This is a genomic window from Psychrobacter sp. 72-O-c (assembly GCF_904846605.1).
Classification (GTDB): Bacteria; Pseudomonadota; Gammaproteobacteria; order Pseudomonadales; family Moraxellaceae; genus Psychrobacter.
The window spans coordinates 16,300-32,474 of the sequence record NZ_CAJHBI010000019.1 but is presented as its reverse complement, the minus strand read 5'-3'; the positions used below and the strand labels follow the sequence as shown (position 1 = coordinate 32,474).

The 16,175-nt window shown below is 43.2% G+C and carries 15 protein-coding genes and 1 tRNA gene; 3 read left to right on the top strand and 13 right to left on the bottom strand.

The annotated features are described in order from the left end of the window. Positions 1–26: 26 nt before the first annotated feature. From JMX97_RS08495 to JMX97_RS08480, 4 genes are all read right to left on the bottom strand, one after another. Entirely contained in the window at positions 27–719 is a 693-nt protein-coding gene (locus tag JMX97_RS08495; RefSeq protein ID WP_201556899.1) for a phosphoglycolate phosphatase, read from the bottom strand. Positions 720–820: 101 nt separating this feature from the next. Beyond that, complete coding sequence (locus JMX97_RS08490) at positions 821–1,321, bottom strand: DUF4385 domain-containing protein (protein WP_201556897.1); 501 nt, start codon at positions 1,319–1,321, stop codon at positions 821–823. 200 nt (positions 1,322–1,521) lie between these two features. Then, a tRNA-Phe gene (locus JMX97_RS08485) sits at positions 1,522–1,597 on the bottom strand. Positions 1,598–1,738: 141 nt separating this feature from the next. After that, entirely contained in the window at positions 1,739–2,161 is a 423-nt protein-coding gene (locus JMX97_RS08480) for a hypothetical protein (RefSeq protein WP_201556895.1), read from the bottom strand. A 327-nt stretch (positions 2,162–2,488) separates the two neighbouring features. Between JMX97_RS08480 and hisB the strand changes: the two genes are divergently transcribed. The 3 genes from hisB (at position 2,489) to JMX97_RS08465 (ending at position 4,357) form a co-directional block, all read left to right on the top strand. Then, the gene (gene hisB / locus JMX97_RS08475; protein WP_201556893.1) at positions 2,489–3,154 is read left to right on the top strand and encodes an imidazoleglycerol-phosphate dehydratase HisB; all 666 of its coding nucleotides are present in this window, start codon (positions 2,489–2,491) and stop codon (positions 3,152–3,154) included. Further along, positions 3,155–3,799 carry an imidazole glycerol phosphate synthase subunit HisH gene (hisH, locus tag JMX97_RS08470; protein WP_201556891.1) on the top strand — a complete coding sequence of 215 codons (645 nt, stop codon included), beginning with the start codon at positions 3,155–3,157 and terminating at the stop codon, positions 3,797–3,799. It begins immediately after the preceding gene. Positions 3,800–4,009: 210 nt separating this feature from the next. Further along, positions 4,010–4,357, top strand: coding sequence for a hypothetical protein (locus JMX97_RS08465; protein WP_227671531.1), 348 nt, complete (start codon positions 4,010–4,012; stop codon positions 4,355–4,357). A gap of 58 nt (positions 4,358–4,415) precedes the next feature. Here JMX97_RS08465 and JMX97_RS08460 read toward each other — a convergent pair whose 3' ends face one another. From JMX97_RS08460 to nqrF, 9 genes are all read right to left on the bottom strand, one after another. Then, on the bottom strand, positions 4,416–5,747 hold the full coding sequence (locus tag JMX97_RS08460; RefSeq protein WP_201556889.1) for a valine--pyruvate transaminase: 1,332 nt from the start codon (positions 5,745–5,747) through the stop codon (positions 4,416–4,418). 224 nt (positions 5,748–5,971) lie between these two features. Continuing rightward, the gene (locus JMX97_RS08455; RefSeq protein ID WP_227671530.1) at positions 5,972–8,620 is read right to left on the bottom strand and encodes an ABC transporter permease; all 2,649 of its coding nucleotides are present in this window, start codon (positions 8,618–8,620) and stop codon (positions 5,972–5,974) included. Then, positions 8,620–9,345 carry an ABC transporter ATP-binding protein gene (locus JMX97_RS08450; protein WP_201556887.1) on the bottom strand — a complete coding sequence of 242 codons (726 nt, stop codon included), beginning with the start codon at positions 9,343–9,345 and terminating at the stop codon, positions 8,620–8,622. Before JMX97_RS08450 ends, JMX97_RS08455 begins: the two co-directional genes overlap by 1 nt. Next, positions 9,342–10,202, bottom strand: a complete 861-nt coding sequence (locus JMX97_RS08445; protein WP_201556885.1) for an arylesterase — start codon at positions 10,200–10,202, stop codon at positions 9,342–9,344. The genes JMX97_RS08450 and JMX97_RS08445 overlap by 4 nt, the downstream gene beginning before the upstream one ends. 235 nt (positions 10,203–10,437) lie before the next feature. Beyond that, a complete protein-coding gene (locus JMX97_RS08440; protein WP_227671529.1) occupies positions 10,438–11,694 on the bottom strand; it encodes a CynX/NimT family MFS transporter in 1,257 nt (418 codons plus the stop codon). 488 nt (positions 11,695–12,182) lie between these two features. After that, entirely contained in the window at positions 12,183–12,431 is a 249-nt protein-coding gene (gene nqrM, locus JMX97_RS08435) for a (Na+)-NQR maturation NqrM (protein ID WP_201556881.1), read from the bottom strand. A gap of 117 nt (positions 12,432–12,548) precedes the next feature. Further along, positions 12,549–13,709, bottom strand: coding sequence for an FAD:protein FMN transferase (locus tag JMX97_RS08430; RefSeq protein ID WP_201556879.1), 1,161 nt, complete (start codon positions 13,707–13,709; stop codon positions 12,549–12,551). A gap of 140 nt (positions 13,710–13,849) precedes the next feature. Then, positions 13,850–14,650: an SDR family NAD(P)-dependent oxidoreductase gene (locus JMX97_RS08425; protein WP_201556861.1), complete on the bottom strand. Its 801-nt coding sequence runs from the start codon at positions 14,648–14,650 to the stop codon at positions 13,850–13,852. A gap of 198 nt (positions 14,651–14,848) precedes the next feature. Next, positions 14,849–16,084 carry an NADH:ubiquinone reductase (Na(+)-transporting) subunit F gene (gene nqrF / locus JMX97_RS08420; RefSeq protein ID WP_201556852.1) on the bottom strand — a complete coding sequence of 412 codons (1,236 nt, stop codon included), beginning with the start codon at positions 16,082–16,084 and terminating at the stop codon, positions 14,849–14,851. Positions 16,085–16,175 lie beyond the last annotated feature (91 nt).

Here is a 16,175-nt window from a genome sequence, read left to right as displayed (position 1 = left end):
TTGTTAGAGTTTTGACTGTAAGCTGCTTAATCTACTAAAAGATAGCTAAGCAATTCTTTGAAGTGATCAAAAGCTTGATTTGGCTTACTATCACGGATATCTTTACCATAATTATAACCGTAAGATAATCCGATGGTATCGATGCCAGCATTCTTGCCCGCTGAGATATCATTGATAGAATCTCCAATCATAATGGTTTGGGCAGGTTTAAAGTTAAGCGTTTCGCAGACGTGTAGTAGCGGCGCAGGATCGGGTTTTTTGACAGGCAGACTATCACCGCCTAACACCATATCGAATAATGGCGTCCAGCCTAAACCTTCCAAAATTTTAGGTACAAAGCGTATGGGCTTATTAGTGACTAAGGCTAAAGTAAAACCCGCCTCTTTTAATTGGTGCAATCCTTTATCGACATTAGGATAAGCAAAGGTTTTACTCCGACTGATATTACTATACGCTTCGAAAAATACTTGCTCGGCATGGTCGGCTTCCTCTTTTGAGACTTCACCTTTTTCTACTGCTGTCTTACCAATCAAAGCTCTTTCTATCAATAATCTTGAGCCATTACCCACCCATTCTTTTATCGTATCAAGCGAATAAGTTGGCTTGCCAAGCTGCTGCAACATATTGTTAGTAGCATCTGCCAAATCTGGTACGCTATCAATCAGAGTGCCATCAAAATCAAATATTAACAGTTGCTTGTTATTAACTCGTTCACTCATTATTTTTCGCCTGTTAGTTAGGTTTTTTATACTTTTTTTAACTTCCATTACCTTAGCACAGCAAACTATTAATTCTAATTTTTTTGACTTATTTAATAGCTTCATTCAATTTCTTTATAGCGCTCACGATGCTCAGCTTTCATCTTTAAATAGTCTTCGTTCTCGCGGCATTTATCCCAAGTCTCCTTAAAGATTCGCGCGGATTCTGCTTTGATTGGGTCTTCCTCTTGGCGCGGTAGCTCTTCACGACCATGGGCGCCACTTTGGCCTTTTTTATCGTCAGGGACTGGGCCTTTATATTTCTTGCCACCTTTATGATTGGCATAGCGTCGCGCTCGCGTATAACCCATTTGGATAAATTTGCGTGCCATATCAGCACCAACAAAGTCGTCAGCAGCCAGATAATCTAAAAACATCTGATAAATCGTCTCGCTGCTTTCGGTTGCGATATCAGGTGTGGCAAAACGCCAATGCGGCAATATCTCAGATTTATACGGTTCAACCAATAATACACCCTGCTCACCGCGACCCACACGGTATAATTCAGGCTGGGCCCGCAGATCTAGATTTTTATAATCTAAATCATAATCAAATTCTCTCATAGTTTATTACCTAATGAATGCTATATTTTCTTATTGTCTCTACTTTGAGTATAATCAGTACGCCGACGTAAAAAACAGCATAAGAGTGTTATCAATTGGTGACAGTAGGGCGTTATCAATGTTCGTTAAAATCATAATTCATAGACATAAAAAAACCCCAAACATTACTGTTCGGGGTTTTTAGAATTCTAATAACGAGATGGTGGCTCGAGGCAGGTTCGAACTGCCGACACACGGATTTTCAATCCGTTGCTCTACCGACTGAGCTATCGAGCCGTCTTCGTTGAGGACGCTATTAAACTAAATATAGGCGCTACTGTCAAGTTATTTTTTCTTTATTTGTATAAAAGACAAGAAATAGCCTGTTATAGAATTATAGTTCAAAACATTCTTATCTGTTATTTAAAACAAGCGCTATTAGTCTTTAACCCGCAATAGCTCGTATTCAGTCATAATGTGATGAATATCAGGATCAACAGGCACGAACTCACGTACCCCTTTTTTGATTTCAGCATCATAAACCAGCTTGATAAACTTAGCATCAATCGCGCGATTGCGGTTTTCTGGATGTACTGTTAAGTATTGCAAGCGCTTGGCATCCGTTTGCCCATCATCAAAACAGCATACGGCTGCGATAGGTTTGTCATTGAACATACCGACATACAAGTATTGTCCCCGTTTAAAACCTTGTTCAATGATGCTCAACACTTCTGCGCCGTCAGGTTGGCTATCATCGGCATCATATAGTGCGTGCAAGCGCTCCGATAATTCATGTTCGCGGGCAGGTTTTTTGATGAGTGGCGCATCCAAGTCGTTGATCGCAATCGCTTCTAAAGGCATAGTTGGTTCCTATTCTTTGCTCATTTGGTGTGGCATAACGAAAGATAATGAGTGTGAGGCAATGATTAATAATACTCAATACATTATTTTAGCAGAATGGCACAAATTTGCGTGCAGTTTACTGCTTGGTCGTGGCAGTAAATCCTAGGGTTTGCTATGATGAAGATAGATAATGATCAGCCTATCTTAATCTCAATTCCGATATTCTTAGATAGGATAGAACGATTTTGACCCGTTTTCACTAATTACTATTTATTATTTTTATATTAGGGGCTTACTCTTAGCCCCATCTCTATTGAATGTTTTTATACTTAACAGAGGATAGCCATGACAGCCAATTCTACTTCACAAGCTCAAGATCAAAGTACCGCTTCATCATCAGGCCACAACCTACATGGTCGTGCTGCACGTACTGCAACCGTTGAGCGTATCACTGCCGAGACCCAAGTGATCTGTACGGTCAATCTTGATGGTACGGGTCAAGGTACTGTAGATACCGGTGTGCCGTTCTTAGACCATATGATCGATCAAATTAAGCGTCATGGTCTTTTTGATTTGGAGATTAAGTGCACCGGCGATACTTTCCTTGACGATCACCATAGTGTTGAAGATACGGGTATTACTCTTGGCCAAGCTTTTGCTAAAGCGCTAGGCGACAAAAAAGGTATTCGTCGTTATGGACACTTCTATGCACCATTAGACGAAGCCTTAAGCCGTGCGGTCGTCGATCTTTCTGGTCGTCCTGGCCTACATATGGACGTTCCCTTTACCCGCTCGCATGTGGGCAGGTTTGATGTGGATTTATTCAGCGAATTTTTCTATGGTTTTGTGAACCATAGCTGGATGACGGTGCATTTGGACAATCTAAAAGGTAAAAACAGCCATCATCAAATCGAGAGTACCTTTAAAGCCTTTGCACGAGCGCTACGTATGGCATGCGAGTATGATGAGCGGGCGTTAAATACCTTGCCATCGACTAAAGAGGCGTTCTAGATGAGCAAAGTAACCAAAATTGCGTTACTAGATTATGGTATGGGAAATTTGCACTCTGCTAGTAAAGCACTATCAGCAGTTGGTGCGGAAGTCTTTATTACCAATGACCCAAAAGTCGTCGCTGCTGCCGATAAGATTTTTTTCCCGGGTGTCGGTGCTATGCGTGATTGTATCGCTGGCATGGTTGATGCAGGTATTGATGAGGTGATACGTCACGCGGTGTTTAACAAGCCAGTGATGGCCATCTGTGTGGGTATGCAGGCGTTATTTGAGCAGTCTGCTGAAAATGGCGGCACACCGTGTCTGGGTATTCTAGACGGGGTAGTGCCTGCTTTTGATCCAGCATGGAAAGATGAACAAGGTGCCCAAATCAAAGTACCACATATGGGCTGGAATACCATTAACGGTATGGATTTTGATCATCCACTGTGGCATGGCATTGAAGACAACTCGCACTTTTACTTTGTGCACAGCTATTATTGCGAGCCAGCAAACAGCACACAAGTAGCCGCTGTTTGTGATTATGGGCAGCCGTTTTGTGCTAGTATTTTGCAAGATAACTTATTTGCCACTCAGTTCCATCCCGAAAAAAGCCATACCGCAGGGCTGCAGTTGTTAAAGAACTTTGTGGATTGGGATATTTAGATAAACGAGGGTTAAATATTTGTTTTAGGATTGGGGTAGGTTAGCAAATGTGTAACCTGAGCGAGGAAGGAGCAAAGCACTGCTTTGCCCTCACGCAAGAGAATTTGCATTGTCGCAAACTCTTTTTTATTCTTATTTTATTATTGGTTATTTCCTATTCCCTTATATGTGGAAAACACAGTGGATTTTTATATCTTTAAGATAGGCATCATGAATGCCACAGGACTAGAAAAAGATGCCCTACATATTTATGTGGGCATCAGCGTTTATCTATTGAGTTTAATCCTACTTCGTCCAATTTTCAGAAAATATAGTATCAGGTCATTTATCGCTTTAATCATGGTGACGGGTATCGCCTTATTAGGCGAGTATTTGGATAACCGCCATACTATTGCAGAGCTAGGTATCTCAGGGATAGGAAGCGCAGAACTAAGAGCAAGCATCCATGACCTAATCAATACTTGCCTGCTCTCTTACGTACTCTATGCGCTCACCCTATGGACAAAGACTTTCCAATCAGTTACGAAACCAACCAGATTATTAAAACAAAGATCATAGACTGGGTTAGTCTATTTTGAGATGAGTTTAAGTAGGATAGGCTGTTACTAGTACTAACCTACTTATTATCATACAGCTCTCTTACCACATCTCCAATGACCTTAATACCATCAATCAGCGTTTGCTCATCAGCCGCGATGCTCATACGAATACACTCATGCGCATGCTTATAGTTGTCTACATCGACACCAGGAAAGAAGTGTTTACTTGGAACAATCAAAGTACCTTTTTCTTTGAGAATCTCATACAGCTCGACGGTAGTAATAGGCAAGTCTTTAAACCATAGCCACAAGAATATCGCACCTTCCGGTTTATGAATCGATAATGGGTAATCACCCAATGCTTCTTTTAATAAACGTACTGCTGTATTTGCTTGCTGCTGATAAAATGGCTTAATCTCATTGTCTGATAACTGCTTAATACGGTCATCTTTTACTAATGGCGTGGCAATCGCAGCACCAAAGCGAGTAGGGGCTAAGTTCACCACCGCATTCATTGCGCTAACGGCAGAGATTACTTCAGGGTGAGCAACGACAATACCAGTACGTACGCCCGGCAAGCCGATTTTGGAGAGGCTAAAACATAAAATCGTATTGTCATCCCAAGTTAAATGCGCATCAGAATAAATGATATTGGGAAACGGCATACCGTAGGCGTTATCGATGATAAGCGGTATGTCATAACGTTTGGCAATCTCGGCTAAATGCGCCATTTCTTCATCGGTCAACACATTGCCGGTTGGGTTGGTCGGACGTGAACAGCAAATCGCTCCAATACGACCTTCAACGAGCGCAGGTAATTGTTCAAGCGCCTCAAAGTCTACCCGATATTTAAAGAATCCTTCCTCGCCATCATGAGTCACCTCATCGATATGCGGTAATACCGCAGTAAAGTGCTGACCATCAATATGCACATCACCATAACCGATATATTCAGGCGCTAATGGCAGTAGGATAGACTTGTCTACGGACTGGCTTCCTTTATCTTGACTGTGCTCATCTGTAAATGCCCCGCCAAATAAATTGAACAAGTAGAAAAAGGCGTTCTGTGAGCCATTGGTCAGAGCGATATTTTCTGCCGTCAGATTCCAATCATAATGACGATTGAAGAAGCCAACTAACGCATCGATAAAGGCAGCATCACCTTGCGGATTGGAGTAATTCGCCATGCTAATAATAGCGCTGCTATTGGATTCACCCGTATCGTTATCATTGCCAAGCGCTTTATAAGTCTCTAAAAATAGCTCATTGACGGCCTCAATTTTGGCAGGATTACCACCGCCCAGCATATTGACTGGCTGATCGCTTTTTAACGCATCGCCTAAGTCATCCATGAGTTGCGAAATACCTGTTGGCTGGGTAAATTTTTGGCCAAATTTTGAAAAATTCATAAGGTTACCGTACTGTTGTAAAGTGATATAAAATAAATCATTTAGACGTTAGTATAACAAATAGCAAACTTTAAGTAAGCCTATACCAATCCTAAAAAAAGCTACGATTATTAGATTTTTGGAGCCTAACAATCGTAGAACTTGGTAGCTTAATACAGGTCTTGATCGTTATCTATAAACTGGCTGCAAGTTAGCTTTAAGTTTTTGGCAATACTATCAAAACGTTAAATCATCGCTCGTACCCGTGCCATAATCCCGCGCCCAATGACTAAGCGTACATAAACAATGGATATGCTAAATAACAAGGCAAGTAATACTAGCGAACCAATACCTATGCTCGCCCACGGCATACTAAACTGTAGATTAAACCAGTAGGTAATCACTGCCCAAGCGCCAAGGCTGGCAATTGTGATGGCGAACACCGCAGCGCTAACCCCTAATAGTCCGATCTCTAGAATATTGAGCATATATAAGTCGCGCTTTTGCATCCCTAACAGACGGAACGACGCACTTTCTTGCATCCTATCTTGCGAAGTAGATAACAATGAGCTGATCAATACCATAATGCCAGTTAATAATGCCAACAAGGTAAAGACATAAACCAAACGACTCATTTGCGTGACCAACCCTTGGATTTGCTCTGCAATGGCAGTGCCGTCAATAGTGGTGACAGCAGGGAATTGACGTACCAGCTTGCCTTGCAGGTCGGGAATGCTATCTGCTGGCACGTGAGTGGTAGCAAATTGAATCTGCGGCGCAGTAGACAACACTGACGGTTCAAATAAGAAGTAAAAATAAGGATTTGGACCACGCTCATAGCGCGAGCGGATACTGGTAATTTGCCCGACAATCTCAATACCTTGAATATTAAAGCGCACCTGATCGCCCATCTCTACGTTGAGCATACTTGCTGCTGTATCTAAGATAGATAGAGGCTGTACTTGTTGCTGGCTTTGTTGTTGATCTTTTTGCTGGACTTGTTCATTAATAGGCGCATAAAGCGAGTCATCTTGCACCGCAGAAGTAATAAATTCGGTCTCCATTACCGTATCTGCATAACTTAAGTTAAATACTCGCGTAGGATCATCAAAGCCCTCAGCAGGCTCAATATCTTGCGCGGGGACGTCGTTAGCGGTCACAACACGCGCACGGATGACTGGATAGTAGCTGACAGGGGCATCAATTATGGCATCAATGGCGTCGTGTTGATCACTTTGGATATCGAGCAAAAATAAGTTAGGCGCATCCTCAGGATAAGCATTCACAAACTGCGCGTTGATGCTGTGGTTAAGGGTGGTAATCAGGGTCAATACCGCTACCGATAGCGATAAAGTAACGAAGAATAACGCAGACTGATTGCCTTTACGGGCAAGATTATGGATAGCAATACGCTGCATCCAGCTTATCTTTGAGACCGTTGCAACGCGCGAAAGTAGCCACAACCAACCGCGTGCCAATGCCCAAAATATGGCAATGAATACCACTAAGCCGATAAGTAACTGTGCACCGAGTACCCAGGAGCCAACTTCGTAGGCAAAAAACGCATACAGCCCTGTTAACATCAGCCCATACCACAATAACGGTAGGCGTCGATACCATGGCAGCTCGCGCGCTTGTTGACTGACACCTTGGTTGAGCAAGGTCGCAGGCCTAGTATCATTAAGCGCGCTAAGACCGCGTTGAGTGATTAATAAAGTGAGCACTAACGCGATCACAAAGGTTTTAATCGCGCTGATTGGCTTAACTACCAAGCCAATATCTGCCGGCAAAATAGCAACAAGATAGGGCTGACCGACCTTGAGTAGGGCGAGACTAAGTATTACCGCTACGATGCAAGCAATGACAGCCGTTCCCATCAATAGGCGATAATAGCTACGTTTAAGTGACCCGATAGGCTCACCTAAAGCTAGGCGAATCGCATTATTGGACTGTTGCTTGGTGACAAAAGCAGTAATCACACCATACATAGCGACAGCAGACAACAGCAAGACGGCAATGACTAATAGCTTTAAAAACATCAATACATTGTCGGAGATGCGCGAGACCGAGGTATCTGCTGACTCGGCATCGGAAAGCTCAATATCGGGATAGTTAGTGATTATCTGCGTCAATTGATCACGCTGGGTCGCCATCAGCTCTGGGTCACCTGCCAGCTCAATACGATAGCTAATACGGCTACGCTGACCTAATAGGTTGGTAGCGGCAAGCGCGTCTTGTTGCATCAGCACGCGACCGCCAAATCCAAACGCGGTCAACGGACGGTCTGGCTCTTTGGTCAGCACGTCGCTAATCGTAAATTGCGCCTCGCCAATCGTAATACGATCCCCGACGCTTACGTTTAAACTGCTAAGAACTTCAGGGGCTACCACCACGCTGTCTTTAGTCAGCTGTTGCCATAACGGTTGACCGGAAGCCAGCTCTACCTCTCCATATAATGGATAAGCAACTGATACGGCCTTAACGCGCGCAAGTAAGGTCTGCTCATCAGTCACTATCATCGCATTAAACTGATAGTCGTAGACCGTTTGGGTATCAGCGACCGTTTGTACTTGCGTTAATACTTCTGCTGGCCAGTCTTGATTACTAGACAATATCAAATCACCGCCAACTAGCGCGCGCTGATTGTCGTTGATATAAGTATTCACCGACTGTTGGATGGAGTCGAGGGTTAGATAAGTGGCCAGCGATAGCGTTAGGGTGATTAAGAACAGTACTGGATAGACCCAACGTCGCCACCAACTGCGGCTTAGCGCCTGCGATCCTAAGGTGCTACCAAATAATCGGTTAATAACGCTACTGTCATTTGATGAAGGCTCTGGTGACTGATTTGCTGACCGCTTTTGTGGACGACTGTCCATTAACTTATTATCCATTAGTCTAGAATCCGTCCATCATGCATGGTAATCACGCGATCGGCCATTTTAGCCAGTGTCGCATCATGAGTCACTACTACCAGTGCGGAGCCAACTTGTTCCCTCAAATCTAATAATAATTGCATGACCTGATTGGCATTTTGTTCATCTAAATTACCGGTAGGCTCATCAGCAAATACAATCTTTGGACGTGATACTAGTGCTCGCGCTACTGCGGTACGTTGCTGTTCACCACCTGATAATTGGCTGGGCAAGCTGTTACGCCTATCACCCAGTCCAACCGCTTCAATCAATTCAGTCACTCGTAATTTATCAGGGCGGCGGGCAATATCAAGCGGGAAAGCAATGTTTTCAGCTACTGTTAATGTGGGCAATAAATGAAACGACTGAAAGACAAACCCCATATCACGCTGACGGATAACAGCCAAGGCATCTTCGTCTAAGGTGTTTAATGCTTGATCGACTAACATCACTGTTCCGCTATCAGGATAATCTAAAGCTGCTAGCAATCCTAGCAAAGTAGATTTCCCCGAGCCTGACTTACCCATAATGACCACGAACTCACCAGCATTCACATAAATGTCCACGTCTTTGATAATGGACAGCGTTTGCTCACCAACATGGACGGTTTTATTTAATTGTGAGGCGGTAAGCAGTGCTTCATTGCCAGTTGATGCTGAGTTTAATTCTGCTTCTGATGCAGTGGTTAAGTCTAATGAGGTCATTGTGTGGTCTCAGTTGGCGTGGCTATTTTTGTGTTTTCTGATGTGTCTACTGGCACGGATAAATCTTGTTGATTCGCTTTTATTTTCTCAAGCTCGGGTTTTAATATTGGTAAGATATTATCATTAACGATAATAGTGTAGCCCTCGGCAGTCGGATGAATAGCATCGGCTTGATTGAGATTTGGATCAGCGGCCACGCCTTCTAATACAAACGGAATGAGCGTTACGTTCATATCTTCGGCTATTCTCGGATACATCGCTGCGAATGAGTTGACGTAATCATTACCTAAGTTGTCATAAATCTGCATACCGCCTAGAATTACTTGACTGCCATTATCCTGTAAACGCTTAACGGCGGTGCGAATATTAGCTTCGACAGTTGCCACGTCAATACCACGAATGCCATCATTAGCGCCGATTGTTAAAATGGTAATATCAGGCTTAGTCTGTAATACCCAGTCCAAACGATTAACCAAACCAGTACTGGTCTCACCACTTAGGCCTGAATTGATAACCTCAATATTTTTATAGCCCAACTCTTGCAAACGCGCTTGTAGCTGAGCAGGATAGTTACCCTCTTTCGCCACCCCAAGACCTTCGGTAAGTGAATCTCCTAATGCCAATATGGTCAGCGACTCACTGCTTTCTTGCTGGCCAGTTTGAGTCGAAGTCTCAGTCGTCGGTTGATTGACCGTAACTTGAGTATTGGTAGTTTGATTGTCAGTTGCGTTAGTTGATTCAGGTTGTTTTTGGCAACCGCTCAGCGTCATTGTTATCATCAGCAACGCCACCGCTACATAGTGATAAGAGCGTTGTATAGCCGAGCGCTTAGCTGAACTAGGGAAGAGATTTATCATGGTTATTTTGTCCTATATACAAGCAGTCCAGTGTAGCAAATATTAAGGCACGTTAAGCATTCAACAAAGTCTATTTGTGAGTGTTTAACGCGCCTTATTTAACAAGCTTTGGGGTAACAAACAATGCGCTGTTCAATCAAAGCCCAATCTTAGCGAATATTGATGACCGATAGTACAGGTAAATAGTTAGTCTGTTGCAACTAACATCAGCGTATGTGTCACAACTCTATATATCTTATATTCGCTTACCATCGACCATAACCGGACGACTAACCATCCATGCAATAGCAACGTTACCAATCATCAAAACTAACATGATCAATAGCGGTAAGTCCCAATTGCCAGTTGCTTCATGTAGCCAACCGGTGCCGAGTGGGCCAAAAAATGCAATGATGTAACCGACTGCTTGCGCCATACCCGATAACTCGCTGGCCTGATTGGCCGTATAAGTGCGTAGTGAAAATAGCATCATACTCAAAGTAAAAATCGCAGAACAGCCAATGCCCATGATTCCTGACCATAACCATGCCAAATCAGCAGACAGATAGGTAATGCCCAATACGCCAACAACGTTCAAAACAGCTGCGAATACCGCTAAGGCTTGAATAGGACGACCACGATTGACCAGCCAAGTTAAGCTTAAAATAGCTACTGGCGCCATAAATTGAAACACCGAAGCCATTTGCCCAGCGGTAACCGCAGATAGGCCTTTACTCAGCCAAATAGACGGTAAAAAACTGGCTACGGTATAGAATAGCAACGACTGCAAGCCCATAAAAATAGCAATCTGCCAAGCAAATGGCGTCCGCCACATTGAGATATTTGAAGATCCTGACGGAATAGGGATGGCGGCCTGATTATTGGACGAACCCAAACGCAGGCGTAAAAATACCCAAATAATAATCGCAAAGAGTCCTAAGAATGACCAACCACCCAGTGCCCACTGCCAGCCAATATATTCAGATAGCGGCAATACCACGCCGGCGACTATACCTGCGCTTACCGTCATGGTCAGACTGAACAGACCTGTAATTAGCGGAATATGATTAGGCGTACGCTGCTTAATCACTGGCGCAGCTAAGGTATTGGCAAAACCGATGGCTAAGGTCAACAGCACCGTACCACCCAAAAACCCAATCCAAGTCGGAATGAGCGTACGGATAACCATACCAAAAGTTAGGAGTGCAATCATCGCAATCAAGGTATTCTCAAGACCAAAACGCTTACCAATCGTTGGGGCAATAAGCGCACCAACCGCAAAGGTTAGCATTGGTACCGCACCCAGCCAACCGATTTGGGTTTCAGAGATATTGAGGGCCTCTTGAACTACTGGCGCAATAGAACCGAGCGCGACGATGGGCGCGCGCATATTGGTGGCCAGTAAAATCATGGCACATAACACGAGCCAAAAAGTAAACTTAGAGGAAGGGAGGTTGAGCGGTTGAGCCGCATCCGAGCGGGGCTTGGAATGCAAATCAGAAGGGGTGGACATAGCAGCACGACTATTAAAATAAGAAAAAGGACACATCATTAGAGAGCGCTGGAGAACCGCCACTCATAAAATAACACCAATAAAATTTCACCCAAGAGGTGACTGACAGTTTATTCAGAATTAGAAAAAACGTGTGGAGCTTGTAGAAAACGGATAATAAAAGACTGAATAAAATTTTTGAATAAATCTATTCGATACTTGTATTTATAAAAAAATATTTTATAAATAGGGTAAAGCATTTTATGTAGATAACTGGCGCAGAAAGCACCTGAGGTTTATCTAATCTAAATAGGGATTGGATAACAATTAACGCTATTATAAAAGCAAACAGCAGACGAGTACTACCAGCGTATGGTAACCAACGGCCACTACGGACAAACTATAGAATTCTCAAAGGTGCTATAAGAAAGCATTTTTGGCTATAAGAGAACACCTTTGAAAAGTATTTGATTGGACTTATAAGTCAGTAATTACTGAACAACAAAAAACTATAGTGCAGATTTGCCCAATTGAGCTGCTTTAATAGCATCTATCTGCTGATCAGCAACTGTAGACTCACACTTATTGGGGTCATCGCCACAATAAGAGCATTTTTCGTTGCCCATTAGTTTGGCAACACCACCGCAGGAGCCTCTAAGCGGTTGTTTTTTGAACATATAACCAATACCCATAAAGATAAAAAATAGTACGAATACGGTAAAGGTAATGGCAAGCATGGGAAGTAATTGGCTAAACATGGCGCGACCTCGTTTTAAAAAAATGAGACAGTCACTAATAACAATGACTCTCTCATAGTATAACAAAATTTTGACCTGCCCGTTTGTTCAAACGGTTTGTTATCAGTAGCCTACTATTTACACTGAAGGCTTTTTATCTGCCCGTAGGTCTTGCATCGCAGGGGTCTGGATGATTATCCAGTCCTCTAAATCGTCAGCAGGTGCACTTAGCTTGACATCATCAGCCAATATGACAAACATCGCCGCCAGTTTTTGCTGTTTAGCGGTCGCTAAGGCTTTACTATAAGGCATGGCGGTCAATGCAGTAGCCCAAGCATCAGCGACTGCCACTGAATCCGCAGCAACGGTTACTGATGGTGCACCGCCAACGATAGGCTCACCAGTTGAGGGATCAAGAGTGTGACTATAGCGCTTACCATCGAACATAATAGAGTTGCGATAATTGCCTGAGGTTGCCAGATGCATCTGGTTGCCATTATTCATAGGTTGACGAATAGCAGCGATTGTTTGGCGCGCACTAACCGTACTACCTTCAATCGGGGCATCGATAGCGATTTGCCACGGTTGCTGTTGACTACTAACCCCTGATGTTGCTACCTCACCGCCAATCTCCACCATATAATTACGAATTTGGTAGCGATCTTTGAGCACATTTGCAATGACATCGACGCCATAACCTTTGGCGACTGCCGAAAAATCAAGCCCGATGCCGTCTTTGGTTTTATGGATAGTTGTATCGTTTTGTACCACGCCTCCAAAATCTACTAAAGCAAGTGCTTGAGCTATTTCAGCAGTGCTTGGCGGACTTTGTAGACGTTCAACCGTCATGGTGCTACCAAAGCCCCAAGTATCAACTAAGGGCATAACGGTTGGATCAAATGCGCCATCTGATTGCTCATAAACTTGCCGAGAGACACTCAGTACATGACTAAAGTCAACATCAATAGTGATCGGCGTATCTTTTCCTAACTGATTAAATTTCGAGATGGTCGAATCGGCCTGATAAGTCGACATACTGTCATTGATTTGTTTTAAGCGCTCATCTATCGAGGCTTGTATAGCGTCTTCGTCAGCGTCTTCTGGCAACTGATAACTAATATGGTAGCTAGTGCCCATGGTCTCACCATTCAGGTAATTGTAATCAGGAGGTTGCTGGCAAGCGCTAAGGCTCAAAAGACAAGCAACACCAATAGCAGCAAAAATGGCTTTCTTACTGCTTGTGTGATTGATTGTGCTACTAAGCGTATTATCGTGTGAAAACTTCGTTAAATTTATCATAAGTACTATTGATGTAAAGTAGGAGGTATAAAATAAGGAGTGTTATTGCAAATGTATCCTGCTTATCTTACACGCCCTAATCGCAATAAGCTCGTCGCAGATTGATTATTTCAATGATTTAACTTGGTTATTTAACTTAATTATTTGACTTGAGAGCGGCGAATCAGTTTATAAAGCTTTGGCGGCGAAACTCGATTAATCCTCATAGCTAGCTTTTCTTTTCTACCTGCGACAACAATATATTCTTCACCTTTAATTAATGCTTTTCTGACTTGCTTAGCAAAGGCCTTAGCGGTTAAGCCCTTATTGGTAGCGTCATCCATAGTGCCTTGCGCCGTACCATCCCCCGTTAAGGCATTGATGGATACATTGGTTTGGATAAACCCTGGGAATATATTTGCCACCTCTATCCCTTGATCGTGTAATTCAGCACGTAGACTGTCTGCCCACATGTGGATAGCAGCTTTGGCTGCTCCATATCCTCCGCGGTATTGGGTACCGATCATGCCAGCTATACTGGATACCATCACCACTTTGCCCTGTCCTTGAGCAATCATATCTGGCAACACCAATCTTGTCAGACGAGTTTGCGCAAAGTAATCGATCTCCATTAATTGACGCTCAACTTCCTCGGTTGTTTCCATGATTAACGAACGTTGACTGACGCCAGCATTATTAATTAACCAATCGATTTTTCCTGCTTGCGTTTTCACAGAGCGATAAGCCTCTTTTGCTTGGTCGGTATCACTGATATCAAAAGGCACAACTATATGTTTTTTTGATTGTTTGCACTGTTTCTTAACCGCTTCTAGTTTTTCACTATTACGGCCACTCAAAATAATTCTGGCACCTTGTTTGGCAAACTCAACGGATAGAGCTTCACCAATGCCACTGGAGGCGCCGGTTATCCAAATGGTGAGGTCTTTAAATTTAGTCTTCATAAGAGTCCTTTCTTTAAGCAATAGGTAATTAACAATATAGGAGACGAGGAATTAAATTATTCTTCAGATTTATAATTCTAGGATTTAAAGTTAGTGTTGAATTAGAATCATAAAAAAAGAGCCTCAGTTGAGACCCTTAATTTAACATATATTATCGAACTTATAGTATTTGCTTAGCCACATAATTAACTAGCCGACTTAACCACCAAAGTCATCAAGCGCGATATTTTCGTCTTCTACGCCTAAGCTATGTAACATATCGATTACTGCCGCGTTCATCATCGGTGGCCCGCACATGTAATACTCACAGTCTTCTGGGTTTGGATGGTCTTTTAGATACTCTTCTAACAAGACATTATGGATAAAGCCGGTGTAGCCATCCCAATTGTCTTCTGGTAATGGATCCGATAAGGCCACATGCCATTTGAAGTTAGAAAAGTTTTCTTGGAGCTGGTCATAATCTTCCACGTAGAACATCTCGCGAATAGAACGTGCACCGTACCAAAAAGTGATTTTACGATCCGTGTTTAAGCGTTTAAGCTGATCGAAAATATGTGAGCGCATCGGTGCCATACCAGCACCACCACCGACAAAGATCATTTCAGCTTCGGTTTCTTTGGCGAAGAACTCACCATAAGGGCCAGATACTGTGACTTTGTCACCAGGCTTCAAGCTAAACGTCCACGAAGACATTTTACCCGGTGGAATACCGTCAGGGCCGCGCGGTGGAGGAGAAGCAATACGAATATTAAACTTAATTAAGCCTTTTTCTTCTGGATAGTTGGCCATTGAGTAGGCACGAATGACCTCCTCATCAACTTTTGAGACATAATCAAAAATGCCAAACTTATCCCAATCTTCTCGGTATTCTTCATCGATATCAAAATCTTTATAGTGTACTTCGTGCGGTGGCGCTTCTAACTGCACGTAACCACCCGCGCGGAAGTTGACTTCTTCACCATCTGGAATTTTGAGTACCAACTCTTTAATGAAGGTGGCGACGTTATCATTAGAGACAACTTCACATTCCCATTTTTGTACATCAAAGAATTCAGGTTCAATCTCAATTTTCATGTCTTGCTTGACAGAAACCTGGCACGCGAGGCGCATATGATTGCGAATTTCACCTTGAGTAAAATAGCCTTCTTCGGTGGGTAAAATAGAACCACCACCTTCAATAACACGGCAGCGACACTGGGCACAGGTACCACCACCACCACAAGCTGAAGATAAGAAGATACCTTCACCTGCAAGAGTTTGTAGTAGCTTACCGCCTGCTGGCGTCACCACATCGTTGTCGGGATTATCATTGATATGAATGGTAACATCGCCTGAACTGACCAGTCTTGAGCGCGCCGCCAAAATAATGGCAACTAAGCCCATGATGATCAAGGTAAACATAGCAACGCCACCAATCGCTGTAGCATAATCCATGATAGATATCCTTAATCTATGGGGTAGGGGTGCGGGTTAATATAAATGGTCCCGAACCTCTACCGAATAAATGAATTAATTAGGTCAAATA